14 protein-coding genes and 1 pseudogene are annotated in these 15,435 nt (G+C 73.5%); 7 read left to right on the forward strand and 8 right to left on the reverse strand.

Annotation, left to right across the window (positions count from 1 at the left end; genetic code table 11):
* The first annotated feature begins 39 nt into the window (after positions 1-39).
* Positions 40-1,084 (forward strand): annotated as a pseudogene (locus ACLIN4_RS02320) (methyltransferase).
* Positions 1,085-1,192: 108 nt separating this feature from the next.
* Here ACLIN4_RS02320 and ACLIN4_RS02325 read toward each other — a convergent pair.
* From ACLIN4_RS02325 to ACLIN4_RS02340, 4 genes are all read right to left on the reverse strand, one after another.
* Positions 1,193-2,353 (reverse strand): SchA/CurD-like domain-containing protein, encoded by a 1,161-nt coding sequence (locus ACLIN4_RS02325; RefSeq protein WP_307653319.1) that lies wholly within the window; start codon positions 2,351-2,353, stop codon positions 1,193-1,195.
* Positions 2,354-2,511: 158 nt separating this feature from the next.
* Positions 2,512-3,198, reverse strand: coding sequence for a class F sortase (locus tag ACLIN4_RS02330; RefSeq protein WP_179342309.1), 687 nt, complete (start codon positions 3,196-3,198; stop codon positions 2,512-2,514).
* A 136-nt stretch (positions 3,199-3,334) separates the two neighbouring features.
* Entirely contained in the window at positions 3,335-3,769 is a 435-nt protein-coding gene (locus ACLIN4_RS02335) for a hypothetical protein (RefSeq protein WP_100044031.1), read from the reverse strand.
* A gap of 212 nt (positions 3,770-3,981) precedes the next feature.
* Positions 3,982-5,877, reverse strand: coding sequence for a SpoIIE family protein phosphatase (locus ACLIN4_RS02340; protein ID WP_381914746.1), 1,896 nt, complete (start codon positions 5,875-5,877; stop codon positions 3,982-3,984).
* Between the two features lie 131 nt (positions 5,878-6,008).
* Between ACLIN4_RS02340 and ACLIN4_RS02345 the strand changes: the two genes are divergently transcribed.
* Both ACLIN4_RS02345 and ACLIN4_RS02350 read left to right on the forward strand, forming a co-directional pair.
* Complete coding sequence (locus tag ACLIN4_RS02345; RefSeq protein WP_289907918.1) at positions 6,009-6,704, forward strand: hypothetical protein; 696 nt, start codon at positions 6,009-6,011, stop codon at positions 6,702-6,704.
* 4 nt (positions 6,705-6,708) lie between these two features.
* Complete coding sequence (locus ACLIN4_RS02350) at positions 6,709-7,266, forward strand: GNAT family N-acetyltransferase (RefSeq protein WP_411575448.1); 558 nt, start codon at positions 6,709-6,711, stop codon at positions 7,264-7,266.
* Positions 7,267-7,294: 28 nt separating this feature from the next.
* On the opposite strand, the gene ACLIN4_RS02355 is transcribed toward ACLIN4_RS02350, so the two are convergent.
* Positions 7,295-7,765, reverse strand: coding sequence for an ATP-binding protein (locus ACLIN4_RS02355; protein ID WP_100044034.1), 471 nt, complete (start codon positions 7,763-7,765; stop codon positions 7,295-7,297).
* A 180-nt stretch (positions 7,766-7,945) separates the two neighbouring features.
* Between ACLIN4_RS02355 and ACLIN4_RS02360 the strand changes: the two genes are divergently transcribed.
* Both ACLIN4_RS02360 and ACLIN4_RS02365 read left to right on the forward strand, forming a co-directional pair.
* Positions 7,946-8,917, forward strand: a complete 972-nt coding sequence (locus ACLIN4_RS02360; protein ID WP_107480331.1) for a LysR family transcriptional regulator — start codon at positions 7,946-7,948, stop codon at positions 8,915-8,917.
* Between the two features lie 132 nt (positions 8,918-9,049).
* Positions 9,050-10,252, forward strand: a complete 1,203-nt coding sequence (locus ACLIN4_RS02365; RefSeq protein WP_373429081.1) for a cytochrome P450 — start codon at positions 9,050-9,052, stop codon at positions 10,250-10,252.
* Between the two features lie 24 nt (positions 10,253-10,276).
* Here the strand turns inward: ACLIN4_RS02365 and pgm are convergent, their stop codons facing one another.
* Entirely contained in the window at positions 10,277-11,917 is a 1,641-nt protein-coding gene (pgm, locus tag ACLIN4_RS02370; protein WP_107479782.1) for a phosphoglucomutase (alpha-D-glucose-1,6-bisphosphate-dependent), read from the reverse strand.
* Positions 11,918-12,026: 109 nt separating this feature from the next.
* Between pgm and ACLIN4_RS02375 the strand changes: the two genes are divergently transcribed.
* Entirely contained in the window at positions 12,027-12,536 is a 510-nt protein-coding gene (locus tag ACLIN4_RS02375; protein ID WP_107479783.1) for a molybdenum cofactor biosysynthesis protein, read from the forward strand.
* A gap of 215 nt (positions 12,537-12,751) precedes the next feature.
* Here the strand turns inward: ACLIN4_RS02375 and ACLIN4_RS02380 are convergent, their stop codons facing one another.
* Positions 12,752-13,180, reverse strand: a complete 429-nt coding sequence (locus ACLIN4_RS02380; RefSeq protein WP_289908022.1) for a hypothetical protein — start codon at positions 13,178-13,180, stop codon at positions 12,752-12,754.
* A 417-nt stretch (positions 13,181-13,597) separates the two neighbouring features.
* Between ACLIN4_RS02380 and ACLIN4_RS02385 the strand changes: the two genes are divergently transcribed.
* The gene (locus ACLIN4_RS02385; RefSeq protein ID WP_107479784.1) at positions 13,598-14,413 is read left to right on the forward strand and encodes an SAM-dependent methyltransferase; all 816 of its coding nucleotides are present in this window, start codon (positions 13,598-13,600) and stop codon (positions 14,411-14,413) included.
* 17 nt (positions 14,414-14,430) lie between these two features.
* Here ACLIN4_RS02385 and ACLIN4_RS02390 read toward each other — a convergent pair whose 3' ends face one another.
* Positions 14,431-15,369, reverse strand: coding sequence for a LysR substrate-binding domain-containing protein (locus tag ACLIN4_RS02390; RefSeq protein WP_411575449.1), 939 nt, complete (start codon positions 15,367-15,369; stop codon positions 14,431-14,433).
* Positions 15,370-15,435: the final 66 nt, after the last annotated feature.

The raw sequence follows: 15,435 nt of genomic DNA on the forward strand, positions 1-15,435 counted from the left end.
GTCACCCGAGAACCCAAGAAGAAGGAAGGAACGCGGCACATGACGACCGCACAGACCGTCCCGCCCCCGCCCATGCGGCTGCGGGAGCTCGTGTTCGGGGCGGCATGTGCCGCCGCCCTCCGCGCGACCGCCCGGCTCGGTGTCGCCGACGCGCGGTGTCGCCGACGCGCTCGGCGACACCCCGATGGCCGTGGAGGACCTCGCGGCCGCGGTGAAGACCGAGCCCAGGCCGCTGCGCCGGCTGCTGCGCGCGCTGACCTGCTACGGCGTCTTCACCGAGCACAGGGACGGCACGTTCGCTCACACCGACATGTCCCTGCTGCTGCGCGAGGACGACCCGCACAGCCTGCGCTACATCACCCTGTGGTGCACCGAGCCGTGGACCTGGGACGCGTGGCCCCTGCTCGACGAGGCGGTGCGCACCGGCGACAACGTCGTCGAGGGCCTGTACGGCAAGGAGTTCTTCACCTACCTCAACGAGGACGCCCCCGAGTCGGCCGAGGTCTTCAACCGCGCCATGACCACGTCCAGCCGGCAGTCGGCCCAGGACGTCGCCGCGCTCCTCGACCTGTCGGGCTGTACGTCGGTCGCGGACATCGGCGGCGGGCAGGGGCACGTGGTGGCGAGCCTGCTGGAGAAGTACCCGTCGATGCACGGCACCCTCCTCGACCTGCCCCGGGTGGTGGAGAACGCCGACCCCCGGCTGCGCGCGGGCGGATCGCTCGCGGACCGGGTGCGGATCGTGCCGGGCGACTGCCGGGAGGCCGTCCCGGTGAAGGCCGACGTCTACGTCATCAAGAACATCCTGGAGTGGGACGACGACAGCACCGCCCGCGCACTGGGCAACGTGATGGCGGCGGGCGGCCCCGGAGCACGGGTCGTGGTCATCGAGAACCTCGTCGACGACACGCCCTCCATGCGGTTCAGCACCGCGATGGACCTGCTGCTGCTCCTCAACGTCGGCGGTGCCAAGCACACCACCGACAGCATGGTCGGCCGGCTGACCGACGCGGGCCTCGTCATCGACGACATCCGCCCGGTCAACCCCTACCTGCACGCCTTCGACTGCACCGTGCCCGAGTGAGCTGACGGGAACACGGCGCACGTCGGGCGCCGCCCCCCACGTCGGCCGCCGCACCGCGCACGTCGCGGTCCGGCGGCCGACGTGTGCGGGCCGTGGGAGGGGCGCGGGTCAGACGCCGGGCGCGCGGCGGTCCGTGACGAGGTCCATGCGGGCTCCCCCGAGAGCACGGGCGAGCTCGCTCCCCGCGGGCGCGCCGCCGTCAACCGCGACGGAACCGTCCAGCAGGGTCGTCAGTTCGGCCACCCGGGCGGGATCCGCGAGACCGAGGGCGACCGCCGGGTCTCCGTCGTCGAGATCACCGCGTACGTCGACCAGCCGGACCACGACGTCGTCGCGCTGGAAGATCGTGCTGCACAGGACCGGGGTGCGCGGATCGTCCGCCGCCGCCTCGTCGGCCTCGGCCAGCAGCTGGGCCAGCCGCATGCCGCAACCCGGCCGGGCGGGGTACGACAGCGCGTGCCGACGGGCCGCCGGGTCGTCCTCGCCCGCCGTCACATGGTGTACGGCGGGCAGGGCGGCCCGCGTGTAGAACACCCGGGCGGACTCCGGGTCACCGAGGTCCCGGTCCTGCTCCAGATACGGGTTGAGGGCCTCCTCCACGGCCCGCACCTCGGGCTGTTCCGCCACGTGCCGCAGCGCCGCGAGCAGGTCTCCGCGGACCTCGATGGCCCGCACCACACGGTTGCCGTGCAGGAAGAGGGAGGTGCGGCACAGCCGTGTGGTGTCGTCCACCCGTGGCTCGGGCGAGGTGTAGTCGGCGAGGATCCCGGCGACCGCGTCCTCACTGCCCGGCTTCACCGTGAAGGTGAGGGCGTGCCGGATCACTCCGTCCCCGATCCGCGGCGACGCCTGGAGTCCGCCGCGGGCCGCGGACTCGGCGCCCGGGGCCGGGTGATTCGTCTCGCGGACGACGTGGAAGCGGAGCGACCGGGTGTCCCGGACGCAGCTGTGCAGCGGCTTCACCATCCGCACGTGCTCCTCGCTGCTCACCCAGTTCAGGAACGGCGGGGCGCTCTCCCACTCGCTGGTGATGAGCCACTGCGAGGGGTTCTCGATGGACTGGCACAGCTGCTCGCCGAGGTGCCCGGGCACGGACTCGACGTGGCTGCGCAGCTGCTCGTACGTCTCGAGGAACTGCTGCTGGGCTCCGTCGTAGACCTCCACCAGCAGGACGACCCGCAGTCGGGAGCCGTCGAACACGGACTGGGAGACGTGGTGCGACACCTGTCGTGTCAGCGGTTCGGATGCGGGGGTGGGCGTGGTGGTCATCCTGCGCACATCTCCTTCGCGGGTCCTTCGCGGGGGCGGCGGAACTGGGTGCCGGCCGCGGTGATACGCCGTCGGCGTGCCTCGATCCTGTGCCCGCCCCTCGGGGCGCGCGACTCGTGTGCACTGCGCGGGTGACCGGGGCGGGGACGGTGCCCGGCTCAGGTCAGGTGGGCGAAGACCACGAGGTTGTCGGTGTAGTCCTTGGCCTTGCGGTCGTAGTCGCCCGCGCAGGTGATGAGCCGTACCTCGGCGCGGTCGGCGTCGCCGTACACGCGCTCGCTGGGGAAGTCGTCCTTGTCGAAGGTCTCCAGGCTGTCCACCGTGAAGGACGCCGTGCGTCCGTCGGCCCGCTCCACGTGGAAGACGTCGCCCTCGTCGAGTTCGGCGAGGCGGGCGAAGACGGCGGGGGACGTCTTGGTGTCCACGTGCCCGGCGATGATCGAGGTGCCCGTCTCGCCGGGGGAGGTGCCGTCGGCGTGCCAGCCGACGAGGTTGGTGTCGGCGGGGGGAGGCGCTTCGAGTTGCCCGTTCTCGCCGATGGCGAGGTCGGTGAAGGGGGCATCGACGGAGATGTCCGGGATCAGCAGGCGCACCGGCTTCGACCGCGGCAGGTCCGTCCGGGTGTCGCCCGAGGCCGACGGGGCCGAGGGGGCCGACGGGGCCGAGGCGCCGGGCTGCGGGGCGAGGGGCGGGCGTGAGGAGTCGGCGGACGTGTCGTTGCCGCCGACCAGGCTCACCGCCAGGACCAGGAGGGCCACGGCGAGCAGCACCGTCATGCCGGGGCGGGACCCCTGTCCGGTGGGCGCCGGCGTGTCGTCGGTGGAGGAAGTAGGGGGGACTGCCATCGAGGACCACCTCACTTGGGCGCGGCAGCGCGGCGGGCGGAGGACGGGCGGGGGGCGGACGGGCGGGCGTGGAGGCGAGCCGGGCCGCCACATGTTTCCCGGGTGGCGGCCCGACTGCTATCGCGCCCGGCACGGCTCACGCCACTCCGTCGGCCGACTTCCTGCGTCGGACGGCGTACAGGCCGGTCGCGGCGACGGCCAGGACGGCCAGCCCGCCCGCGGTCGTGGCCGGGGTGTCCAGTCCGCCGCCGCCGGTGTGCATGCCGCCGCGCGGCTTCTCGTGCTCGCCGCCGCCCCAGGACTTCTCGCCCTCGTCCTGCTTGTAGGTCTGCGAGCCCTCCTTGGAGCCGCCGCCGTCCCAGTCGCCCTCGTTCACCGCGGCCAGGGCGCCGCCGCCCGTGTGCATCCCGCCGCGCGGCTCGTCGTGCTTGCCTCCGTTGTCGTGCTCCTTGCTGTGGGAAGAGTCGTCGTGCTCCCAGTCGCCGGCGGTCGCCGCGTGGGCGCCGGGTGCGCCGAGGACGAGGACGGCCGAGGCCGCCGCAGTGGTCAGGAGCATGCGAGCAGAACGCATCTGAGGTTCCTTCCGTCGCGACCGGGCAGCTGGTGCTTCGTCAGCTGAGGTGACCCGGGCCCGACGTGAATTACCGTCAGCCCGTCGTCCGTGTCTCACCACTCAAGACGCTCAGGCGGGTGAAGGCGTGGGTGAATCGGCCGATGGATCGGCCGATGGATCGGCCGGTGGGTCCGCGCGTGGAACCGCCGGTGGACCGTCGGTGGATCCCGTCACTCGTCCGGGTCGGCCTGTGTCGGGTCGAGCACCTCGGACTCCTGGCGGCGGGAGCCGGGCGCAGCCCGGTCGGGGGTGGCGTCGCTGTGTGCGGACTGGGGCGGTGGCGGCGGAGAGGTGTCGCCGGGGGCGCCGACGCCCGCGGCGGGCAGGCGCAGGGCCAGCAGGGCGACGTCGTCACCGCGGGGTTCGATCCGGGCGAGCAGTTCGTCGCAGTACTCGTCGATGGTCCACTCCTCCGGCCGGCAGGCCAGGACGCCGGCGTGGTGGCGGAGCTTGGCCATGCCGAGGTCGATCGGGCGGTCGCGGCTCTCCACCAGGCCGTCGGTGTAGAGCAGGAGGATGCTCTCCGGCGGGAGTTCCTCGCGCGCGTCGGGCCAGTCCAGGCCGAGGCGCAGGGTGGCGCTCATGCCGATGAGCGGGCCGTGCCCCGCCTCCAGGAAGCGGGTCGCGCCGTCCCGGGTGACGAGGAGCGGCGGCGGGTGGCCGGCGGTGACCCAGTGGAACTTCCAGGGACCGCCCTCGGGGCCTTCGACGCGCGCGAAGACGAGCGTGGCCATCGGGGCGTCGCTGGTGTTGGTCACGGCCTCGTCCAGGCGCCGCATGACGATGCTGGGCGGTTCCTGGTGATCCCAGGCGAGGGCGCGCAGCATGTTGCGGACCTCGGCCATGTGGGCGGCGGCCTGCAGGTCGTGGCCGACCACGTCCCCGATGACCAGGGCCATGACGCCGTCGGCGAGCAGGAAGGCGTCGTACCAGTCGCCGCCGACCTCCATCGCGCTCTCGGCGGGCCGGTACCGGGCCGCCATGCGCAGGTGGTCGACCTGTGGGAGAGGGGTCAGCAGCTGGCGTTGCATGGTCACGGCGACGTTCTGCTGCTCCTGGTAGAGCCGGGCGTTGTCGAGGACCAGTCCGACGCGGCGGCCGATGTCGGCGAGCAGGGCGGTCTCCGCCTCGGAGTGCGCCGGGTGGTCCCCCGCGCGCGCCACGGTCAGTGTCCCGTACGACCGCTGCCGGGTGCGGAGCGGGACGACGACGGCGGAGTGCCCGCCGAGGCGTTCGAACAGCACCCGGTGCGTGGGGGCGAGGGGGTGGTGCGGGTCGTCGAGCACCTCCTCGGCGCTCAGCGGGGCGGGACGGTCGCCGTTGACCAGCCGGTTCAGCGCGGCGCGGGCGGGGTCCGGCAGCGGGGCGACCGCTCCTCTCAGCCTTCCCGCCCGGTGCGGGTGGGTGCTGCTGCGGACGGCGACCCGCTCCAGGACCTCCGCCCCGCCCCGGTGCAGGTCGGCCGCGGCCCACTGGCCCAGTTCCGGCACCAGCAGCCGCAGGAGACGACGGAGGGTGACGGAGGTGCGCTCGGTGGGGACGAGGACCGTGGAGATCTCGGCCACCAGGTGCAGCTGGGTGGTGAAGGCCTCCAGGGCGGCGGTGCGCGCCTCGATCTCCTCGGTGGCGCTGCGGTGCAGGCTGAAGTCGTGGAAGACGAGCGCCAGCCCCTCGCGCCGGCCGTCCCGGACCAGCGGGGTGGTGGCCCAGATGATCGGCACGGTGGTGCCGTCCGCCCGTTGGAAGTACTCCTCGCTGCCTTCCTCGGACGACGTCCCGGACAGGGGGTTGCGCAGGGTGCACCGCTCGCGCGGTACGGGGCTGCCGTCGGCGTGCCGGTGCAGCAGGTCGTGCGCGTCGTGTCCGACCATGTCCCGCGCCGGCCGGCCCAGGAGTCGCTCGGCCCACGGGTTCACCGAGGTGATCCGGCCGGCCTGGTCGAGGGTGAGGACGCCGGCACCGAGGGCCCGCAGCACGGCACGGGCGAATCCGGGCTCCGCGACGCCGTTCGCGTTCTCCGGCCCTGGTCCGTCGGCCTCCCGGTGGCCCGCCCAGCGTGACGCCACGACCCTCACAGCCTTCCGATGCCGTCCATCCCGCCAGGTTCCCCCACCGGCCGGGGGTGAACCGCTCCGGAGGGCCGAAGGAGGGAGGTCGGGTAAGCTCCCCGTGCCGATCTTGTACCTCGGAGGGGTGTGTGCGGACCAGGACCACGACCGCGGCGACGGCCGTGCTGAGCTGTCTGCTGGCAGGGGCTCTCACGGCGGGGTGCGGCGCCGAGGACACGGGGCGGACGAAGTCCGCCGACGAGATGCTCGAGGACGCCAACGCCACGATGCGGGCACTGGAGTCCGTGCGGATCGACTCCACCAGCACGGCCGCGAAGGGCGGTACGGTGACCAGCCGGCTGGTCACCGACCTCGACGGCCGGTGCTCCGGGAAGACCACGTTCCCCGACGGCGGCAGCATCGAGCAGATCCGGATCGGCGAGACCGACTACGTCCGTCCGGACCGCACCTATCTGGAGAAGCGGAAGCCGGGCGGCGGCACGGGCGAGCAGCGGCTGTGGATCAGGACGCCTGCCGACTCCGCGCAGCCCGGCGACGGCCTCTCCTCCTGCGCACGGCCCTTCACCTCGTTCGGCACGGCGAAGAAGGGGAAGACCGCCCCCGTCTCCGGCCGGGCGGCCGTCGAGCTGACCGTGGCCGACGGCGGCGAGGGCGGGACGTACACCTTCCACGTCGCCACGGAGGGCGAGCCCCATCTGCTCAAGGTGGTCTACGAGGGCGCCGACTACGACACGACCACGTCCTTCACCGGCTTCGACGAGCCGCTGGACATAAAGGCGCCGGACCCGGCCGAGGTCATCGACGCGGAAGAGGCGACGAGGTGAGGCCGTGAGCGGCTCCGGCATCCGTACCCAGCGTCTCCTGCTCCGCGAGTGGCGGGCCTCCGACCTCGAACCCTGGGCGGCCATGAACGCCGACCCGGTGGTCCGCGAGTACTTCCCCGGGACGCTCACCCGGGAACAGAGCGATGCGTCCGTGGCCGGTTTCCAGGCCGACCTGGAACGGCGCGGCTGGGGCTGGTGGGCGGTGGAGGTGGCCGCCACGGGCGAGTTCATCGGGTTCACCGGACTCGATCCCGTCGAGGAGGGGATGCCGTTCGACGGGGTGGAGGCCGGCTGGCGGCTGGCCCGTCCGGCCTGGGGGCACGGCTACGCCACCGAGGCCGCGCGGGCGGTGGTCTCCTTCGGCTTCGAGGAACTCGGACTGGCGGAGGTCCTGGCGGTGACCACGGCCACGAATCTCCGCTCGCGGGCGGTGATGCGCCGCCTCGGCATGACCCGCGACCCGGCCGACGACTTCGACGACCCGGATGTGCCCGAGGGCCCACTGCGCCGCAGCGTGGTCTACCGGATCGGGGCGGGTGAGCGGGGGCCCGCCGGCCCGTAGGACGCGACGGGGCGGGATCACCGGCGGATCAGGAGGCGTGGCCGAGGGCCGTGCCGTTGTGGTCGTCGACGAGCCGCACCGCGGCCCTCGTGCGCTTGCCCACGGGCTCCCGGTGCACCTCGAAGCTCTGGCAGACGGCCATGACGATCTCCAGCCCGTGTCGCCCTATCCGGTCCGGGTCCGGGCCCTCGGCCACCGGCAGCACCGGGGCGCTGTCCCACACCGTGACCTCCACCCGGTCCTCGGCCAGCTCGAGGTCGACGAGTGACGGGCCGGGCGCGTACTTGCAGGCGTTCGTCAGCAGCTCGCTGACCACCAGCTGCACCAGATCCACCGCGCGGTCGGAGACCGGCCGGTTCCGCGTTGCCCGCACCCGTGCCAGGAAGCCGCGGGCCAGCTCCCGGCCCCGGGCGATGTCGCCGGGCCTGCCCTCGTACTCCGCAGAAACCCTGACCGGCACCTCTCTCGGCCGGTTCCCGTTCTGGACAGCCCCGTTCATTCGATCCGCCCTCTTCCTGAGCCTTGACCGTCACGCCAGCCCGTCTACCCCCGAATCCGGGAAACATCGGACCGCCGTCACGATCACCGTCCGACGGGGCGCCGGCCGCCCCGCCCGGCCGGACGCGTGGGGTCCCAGGAGGACCGGCACCCCGGACCGTGACCGCTCGGAGCTCCTAGGATGGCGGGCGTGGATCTCCTCGCCGTTCGCACCTTCGTCACCGCTGCGGAGGCGGGGCAGCTGCAGATCGCCGCGGACCGGCTGGCGGTGACCCAGCAGGCGGTGTCCAAACGCGTCGCCGCCCTGGAGAAGAGTCTGGGCGTCTCCTTGTTCACCCGCACCGCCCGAGGGGTGCGGCTCACCGTCGACGGGCAGGCCTTCCTCCCGCACGCGCGTGCGCTGCTCGACGCCGAGGAGCGGGCCCTCGCCTCCGTACGGCCCGGACGCCGCCCGCTGCGGGTCGACGTGATCGGCAGGCGGGCCGCCACGGCGGGCGTGCTGCGCGACTTCCACCGTGCCCGTCCCGGTGTCGCCCTCGACGTCGTCACCCTCCCCGACGTGCGGGCGGCCGTCGACGCCATCCGGTCCGGGGCGGTCGACGCGTCCTTCCGCTGCGTCACGATGCCGGGGCTCGAACTGCCGGACGGCATCGAGGCCACGCCCGTCTTCGACGAACCGCTCCATCTGGTCACCGGGCCGGCCCACGAGTTCGCGGCGGCGCAGGAGATCACCCCGGCCCAGCTCGCCGGGCACCGCGTCTGGATGCCGGGGAACGTCCCCGGCGCCGAGTGGTCGGCCTACTACGACGCCCTCGCCGCCGAGTTCGGGTTCACCATCGACACGGCGGGGCCCAACTTCGGCGTCGAGGACCTGCTCGACACGATCGCCGAGTCCTCGACCGTCGCGACCTTCCTCAGCGACCGGACACCGCTCGTCAAGCCCGCCGTCCAGGGCCTGCGGCGCATCCCGCTGCGCGACCCGACACCCGTCTACCCGCACTCCCTGCTCCGGCACGCCGACAACCCGCACCCCGCGCTGTCGGCGCTCCTTGCCCACCTCGCCTCCCGGCCGTCCGGCCACCTGGCCGCGGAGGTCTGGGCGCCGCCGTGGGCCCTGCGCCGGCGTCCACCGGACGGTCGTGCCCCGACGTGACGACCCGTGCTGCCGGCCCGACGGATTCCGGGGGGTGGTCAGGGGCCGCCGGCTGACTGATCCTGTGAGGACGCCGGCCGACCGCGCGGTCATCGGGACCGCCCGGGGCCGGGCTCCGGGGGGGGTGCTGGGGTGCACGGCGGAGACGAAGCGGCGCGGTCCTCACGGAAGGCCGACCGGGGACGGCCCCGGCCCACGTGCCCGGTCAGCCGCGCGGCGGACGGGACGTGGCAGGTGCACGATTACGAGGTCGCGCGTGCGCTGCTGCGCGGACCCGGCACCGTACAGGCCGGTCTCGGCGTCGAGACGGTGGAGAAGCTCCCGCCGCGCGTCCGCCGGCCCGTGCTCTACCGGGACGGCCCCGAACACCGGGAGCACCGCCGGCAGACCGCGCGCTTCTTCACCCCCCGCCGGGTGGACGAGCACTACCGCGACCTGATGGCCCGCATCGCCGGGGAACAGCTGGCCGTGCTGCGCGCGGCGGGCGAGGCCCCGCTCTCCGACCTGGCCTTCGAGCTGGCCATCGGCGTGGTGAGCGAGGTCGTCGGGCTGCGGTACGGCCGGCCCGGCATCCGCGGCCGGCTGGAGCGGTTCTTCCCCGAGGAGTTCGGCGAGCCCGGCCTGACCAGTCTCCGGGGCCTGTACTGGCTGCTGCGGCAGAACGCCAACTGGCTCCGCATCCACCTGGCCGACGTCCGCCCCGCCATCCGCGCGCACCGTCGCCGGGAGCACGACGACCTGATCTCCCACCTGATCGCGGAGGGGTGCTCGGACGCGGAGATCCTCGGTGAGTGCCTGACGTTCGCCGCGGCCGGCATGGTCACCACGCGCGAGTTCGTCTGCCTGGCCGCCTGGCACCTGTTCTCCGACGCCGCTCTGCTGGCCCACTACCGCGCCTCGGACGAGACGGGGCGACTGGCCACGCTCCAGGAGCTGCTGCGGCTGGAGCCCGTGATCGGGCAGCTGCGCCGACGGGCCACCGAGCCCGTCGAGCTGCCGTGTCCCGGCGGGCCGGTGACCGTGCGCCCGGGCGAGTACGTCGCCCTCCTCCTGGACGACGCCAACACCGACCCGAAGGCCGTGGGCGACGAGCCGCTGCTGCTCCGGCCCGGCCGCGCCGCCGAGGTGGGCGCCGGGCTCTCCTTCGGCGACGGCCCGCACCGGTGCCCCGGGGCGCACATCGCCCTGCTGGAGACCGACGTGTTCCTCAGCCGGCTGTTCGCCCTGGACGGCATCCGCATGAGCGGGGAGCCGCGCGTCGCCTTCCAGGAAGCGATCGGCGGTTACGAGATCCGCGGGCTGACCGTGGCACTCCCCCGGGCCGGTCGCGGCTGACCGGCCCGGGAGCCGGGTACGGCGTCAGTCGCCGAGGGCGCCGAGGACGACGAGCTTGGCCTCGTCCTGCACCTGGCGCAGGTGGTCCGCCCCGAGGAAGGACTCCCCGTAGATCTTGTAGACGTCCTCGGTGCCGGAGGGCCGGGCGGCGAACCAGGCGTTCTCGGTGGTCACCTTGATGCCGCCGATGGCCGCTCCGTTGCCCGGTGCCTCGGTGAGCACCGCCGTGACCGGCTCCCCGGCGAGGGTGTCGGCGGTGACCTGGGCCGGGGACAGCTTGGCGAGGCGGGCCTTCTCCTCGCGGGTGGCGGGGGCGTCGATGCGGGCGTAGGCGGGTTCGCCGAAGCGGCCGGTGAGGGCCGCGTAGTGCTCGGACGGCGTCTTCCCCGTGACGGCGGTGATCTCGGAGGCGAGCAGGGCCAGGATGATGCCGTCCTTGTCCGTGGTCCACACGGAACCGTCGCGGCGCAGGAAGGACGCGCCGGCCGACTCCTCGCCGCCGAAGCCGAGCGTGCCGTCGACCAGCCCGTCCACGAACCACTTGAAGCCGACGGGCACCTCCACGAGCGGGCGCCCGAGGTCGGCGGCGACCCGGTCGATCATCCCGGAGGACACCAGCGTCTTGCCCACGCCCGCGTCGGCCGGCCACTCGGTGCGGTGGGCGTAGAGGTAGGCGATGGCGGTGGCGAGGTAGTGGTTGGGGTTCATCAGCCCCGTGTCCGGGGTGACGATGCCGTGCCGGTCGGCGTCGGCGTCGTTGCCGGTCGCGATGTCGAAGCGGTCGCGCCGCTCGATGAGCGAGGCCATCGCGTGCGGCGACGAGCAGTCCATGCGGATCTTGCCGTCCCAGTCCAGCGTCATGAACCGCCAGGTGGGATCGGTGAGCGGGTTGACCACCGTCAGGTCGAGGCGGTGCTGCTCGGCGATGCGCCCCCAGTACGCGACGGAGGCGCCGCCGAGGGGGTCGGCGCCGATCCGCACGCCCGCCGACCGGATCGCGTCGAGGTCCAGGACGCTCGGCAGGTCGGACACGTAGGCGTCGAGGAAGTCGTGGCGGCCGGTGCCGGGCGCGGCGAGGGCCCGGGCGTAGGGGACGCGTCGTACGTCCTTCAGCCCGGCGGCGATGATCTCGTTGGCGCGGTCCTGGATCCAGGACGTGGCGTCGGAGCCGGCCGGGCCGCCGTTCGGGGGGTTGTACTTGAAGCCGCCGTCGGAGGGCGGATTGTGCGAGGGGGTGACGACCACGCCGTCGGCGAGGCCCGAGGTGCGGCCCCGGTTGTGGGTGAGGATGGCGTGGGAGACCGCGGGGGTCGGGGTGTAGCCGTCCGCGGTATCGATCAGGACGGTCACGTCGTTGGCCGCGAACACCTCCAGCGCGGTGATCCTGGCCGGCTCGGACAGGGCGTGGGTGTCGGCGCCGAGGAAGAGCGGGCCGTCGGTGCCCTGTGCGGCCCGGTACTCGCAGATGGCCTGGCTGGTGGCCGCGATGTGGTCCTCGTTGAACGCGGCCGCCAGTGACGACCCCCGGTGGCCGGAGGTGCCGAAGGCCACGCGCTGGCCGGGCTCGGCCGGGTCCGGGTGCAGCGCGTAGTACGCCGTCACCAGCCGGGCGACGTCGATCAGGTCCTCGGGGCCGGCCGGCTTCCCGGCTCGGTCATGCTGCATGCGCCCACTCCTCCGCATCGTCGGGCATTCGCTCGCGGACCCATCTTCCCCTGTCCGGTGCGCCGACACGGGATCGGTACCTGGGGTGGGCCGTGGTCAAGGTGAACACATGACCGAGGTGGAGGTGGTGCAGCTGCTCGTCTCGCCCGCGCACCGGCTGGCCGGGCGCCCTGCGGACGGGCCCTCGCCCGGTCCCGCCGACGAGCGCGTGCCCCGCGTCGAGGTGCGGGCAGGTCTCGGTCTGGTCGGCGACCGGTACTACGCGCGCCCGGCCCACCGGAACGCGGCCGTCACCCTCATGTCCGCGGAGAACCTGCCCCTGGACATCAACCCCGACGCCGACCTCCGGCACACCCGGCGCAACGTCCTGCTCCGGGGCGTCGACATCGACGCCTGGCTCGGGGCCACCGTCGCCCTGGACTGCGGTCGTGGTCCGGTGCTCTTCGCCGTGAACCGCCCCGCGCGCCCGTGCGCCTGGATGGACGTCACCGTCGGCCCCGGCGCCCAGCGTGCGCTGCGCGGGAGAGGCGGCGTCCGGTGCACGCCGTTGAGCGACGGTGCGCTCGCCCTCGGCCCGGCGACGTTCGAGGTGGTCGACGAGCCGGGCGGGGCGGTGTAGCCCTTCGGACGCACCCGTCCGGCACACGCCCGTCGCACCGTCGTCTGCCCGGCACACGCCCGTCACGCCGTCGACTACCCGTCACGCCGCCCCGTTCGCGCCGCGGGCGTCCGCGAGACAGGCGTCCGCGTCGCAGCCCCCCCCCCGTCTCGACGACGGCCCCGCCCCGGCCGGCCGCGGCACGGACCGTCGCCGACGAAGCCGGCCGGGACGTGTCAGATCCGGCCGCCGGTGAGCCGGGTGAGGGGACCGTGGGTGTGACGTCCCGCGCGGCGGCCCACCGCGTACGACGCGGCGCTCAGCGCGGTGATGCCGGCGCCCACGCCCGCGGCGACCAGCTTGCGGTTCGCGATGACCGTCCACGCGGTCTTCGCCCCGGCCGCGACCTGCTCCGACGTGGTGATGACCGCCTGACGCCCGGCTTCGACGCCCTTGGCCGCCGACTCCACGGCGCCGTTCGCGGCCCGGGCCGAACGCTGCGCTCCCGCCTTGGCCACTGACGCCGCGTCACCCGCCTTGTCCGCAGCGGACTTTCCGGCACGCGAGGCGGTGGCGGCCGCCTCGTCCGCGGCGCCGCCGGCCTTGACCTCGGCGGTCCGTGTGGTGCTGCGCTTCTGGTTCGTGTTCTTGTTCGGATCGCTCATGGACTCCGCTTTGCCTCTCACACCGGCGGCAAACGCGTACGTCGGGGTCCGACCGCCGCTCAAGGAGCCGATCAGGGGGCCGCGGGCAGGGTGCCGTCGGCGACGAGCCGGTGGGTCGGCGGCCGGCGGCCCCTCGTCGGGCACCGGCAACGGGTGAAGGGGCGCAGGTCGGAACCGGCGACGCGGGCGGCCCGGCTTCATCCGGGCGGTGAGATGCTCGGCGTCCCCGATGGCCGTGCCCACGCACAGGACGCGGGTCCGCCGCCCGTGCGGTGGCCTTGGGAGGCGGCGCGGACGGTGGGTCCGGGTGCCGACATGAGGGTGATCGCAACGACCCGGTCCGAGGCGTCGCCCCGGCCGACTCGGCGGGCTACGTTTGCCCTTGAGCGATCACGCAGCCGGACCGGAGGCATTCCCATGACCGAGTCGCCCGCCGTGAACGACGCCCGCCAGAGGATCAGGACGGACCAGCCCCACACGGCCCGCATCTGGAACTACTGGCTGGGGGGCAAGGACAACTACCCGGTGGACCAGCAGGCCGGCGACCAGATACGCCGACTGCACCCCGGCATCGGGCAATACGCCCTGGCCGACCGCGAGTTCCTGGGCCGCGCGGTGCGCCACCTCGCCGGCGACCGGGGCATCCGGCAGTTCCTCGACATCGGCACCGGACTGCCCTCCGCGGACAACACCCACGAGGTCGCCCAGCGCGTCGCTCCCGAGTCCCGCATCGTCTACGTCGACAACGACCCGATCGTCCTGGCCCACGCCGATGCGCTGCTCACGAGCACCCCGCAGGGCCGCACGGACTACCTCGACGAGGACCTGCGCAACGTCGACACCGTCTTGGAGCACGCGTCGCGCACCCTGGACATGAGCGAGCCCGTCGCGCTGGTGCTGCTGGGTGTCGTGATGTTCATCGAGGACGACGAGGAGGCGTACGGGATCGTGCGGCGGCTGGTCGGCGCCCTGCCCCGGGGCAGCCATCTCGTGCTGTCGCACACCGTGACCCGGCCGGACATGCCCGACGTCGACGCGGCCGTGGCCTTCTGGAACGAGCACGGCACGCCGAAGCTGACGCAGCGCACCCCGAACGCCGTGGCCCGGTTCTTCGACGGGCTGGAGCTGCTGCACCCCGGCGTGGTCTCCTGCAACCGCTGGCGCCCGGAGTCCGGTGACGGCGAACTCCCCGCCGAGGTCGCCATGTTCGGCGGGGTGGGCCGCAAGGCATGACCTCCGGCCGGTGACCGTTACGCCACCGCCGCGGTCGGCGGCAGCTGGGCCGGGCTCACCTGCTCGCCCAGCACTTGGGCCATGAACTGCACCAGCCACCGCTGCGCCGGGCTGCGCGAGGACTCGTGCCGCGCGTACAGGGCGATCTCGATCGGCTCGGTCTCGAAGGGGAGACGCACCAGTCGTACCCGGTGGGAGGCGGTGAAGACCTCTCCCACGTACTCGGGGACGATGGCGATCAGGTCGGTCTGCTCCAGCAGGTAGGGCAGCATCGAGAAGCGGGTGGCGTCCACGGCCACCCGCTCCAGGAGTCCGTGCGCCGCCAGTACCGCCCGGGGCGCGACGTGACCGCTCGGCCCGAAGACCGTCGCGTGGTGCTCGGCCGCGAGGTCCGGCAGTGTGACCTCGTCGCCCCGGATCCGGGGGTGGTCGACGGCGACCATCAGGACGTAGCGCTCCCGGAAGAGCGGGATGCGCACCGTCAGGTGCGAGGTGATCACCGGGGTGGCCACGAACACGTCGAGGTCGCCCCGGCGCAGCTGGCTCTCCGCGTCCTCCACGTCGAACGGCCGGACCGTGAACGACACCCCCGGCGCACGCTCGCGCGCGGCGGCCAGGAGCCTCGGCAGGAGGGTGGCCTCGCCGAGGTCGGAGAGGGCGATGGTGAAGCGGCCCGACATGGCGGCGGGGTCGAAGGCGTCGCCCTGCCGGACCGTCCCGTCGATCTCCGCCAGGGCGCGCTGGAGCGGCTCGTACAGCCGCCGGGCGCCGGCCGTGGGTGTCAGTCCGCGCCCGTTGCGGCGGAACAGCTCGTCGTCGAAGTGCCGCCGCAGCTTGCCCAGGCCGTAGCTGACGGTGGGCTGGGTGACGTGGAGCGTCTCCGCGGTGGCCGTGACGCTGCCGGTCTCGTACAGCAGGACGAAGACACGGGCGAGGTTGAGATCGAAGGTGCCCATATCGATGGACTCTATATCGGTTCGGCGAAACATCTATTGGTGCCCATGTCGCGGGGTCCCTAGCGT

This window comes from Streptomyces mutabilis (genome assembly GCF_046628145.1).
Classification (GTDB): domain Bacteria; phylum Actinomycetota; class Actinomycetes; order Streptomycetales; family Streptomycetaceae; genus Streptomyces; species Streptomyces mutabilis.

Coding starts and splice junctions, on each gene's coding strand:
- ACLIN4_RS02325 (WP_307653319.1), bottom strand. CDS start 2,353: ATGACCACCACGCCCACCCCCGCATCCGAACCGCTGACACGACAGGTG.
- ACLIN4_RS02330 (WP_179342309.1), bottom strand. CDS start 3,198: ATGGCAGTCCCCCCTACTTCCTCCACCGACGACACGCCGGCGCCCACC.
- ACLIN4_RS02335 (WP_100044031.1), bottom strand. CDS start 3,769: ATGCGTTCTGCTCGCATGCTCCTGACCACTGCGGCGGCCTCGGCCGTC.
- ACLIN4_RS02355 (WP_100044034.1), bottom strand. CDS start 7,765: ATGAACGGGGCTGTCCAGAACGGGAACCGGCCGAGAGAGGTGCCGGTC.
- ACLIN4_RS02360 (WP_107480331.1), top strand. CDS start 7,946: ATGGCGGGCGTGGATCTCCTCGCCGTTCGCACCTTCGTCACCGCTGCG.
- pgm (WP_107479782.1), bottom strand. CDS start 11,917: ATGCAGCATGACCGAGCCGGGAAGCCGGCCGGCCCCGAGGACCTGATC.
- ACLIN4_RS02375 (WP_107479783.1), top strand. CDS start 12,027: ATGACCGAGGTGGAGGTGGTGCAGCTGCTCGTCTCGCCCGCGCACCGG.
- ACLIN4_RS02380 (WP_289908022.1), bottom strand. CDS start 13,180: ATGAGCGATCCGAACAAGAACACGAACCAGAAGCGCAGCACCACACGG.
- ACLIN4_RS02385 (WP_107479784.1), top strand. CDS start 13,598: ATGACCGAGTCGCCCGCCGTGAACGACGCCCGCCAGAGGATCAGGACG.
- ACLIN4_RS02390 (WP_411575449.1), bottom strand. CDS start 15,369: ATGGGCACCTTCGATCTCAACCTCGCCCGTGTCTTCGTCCTGCTGTAC.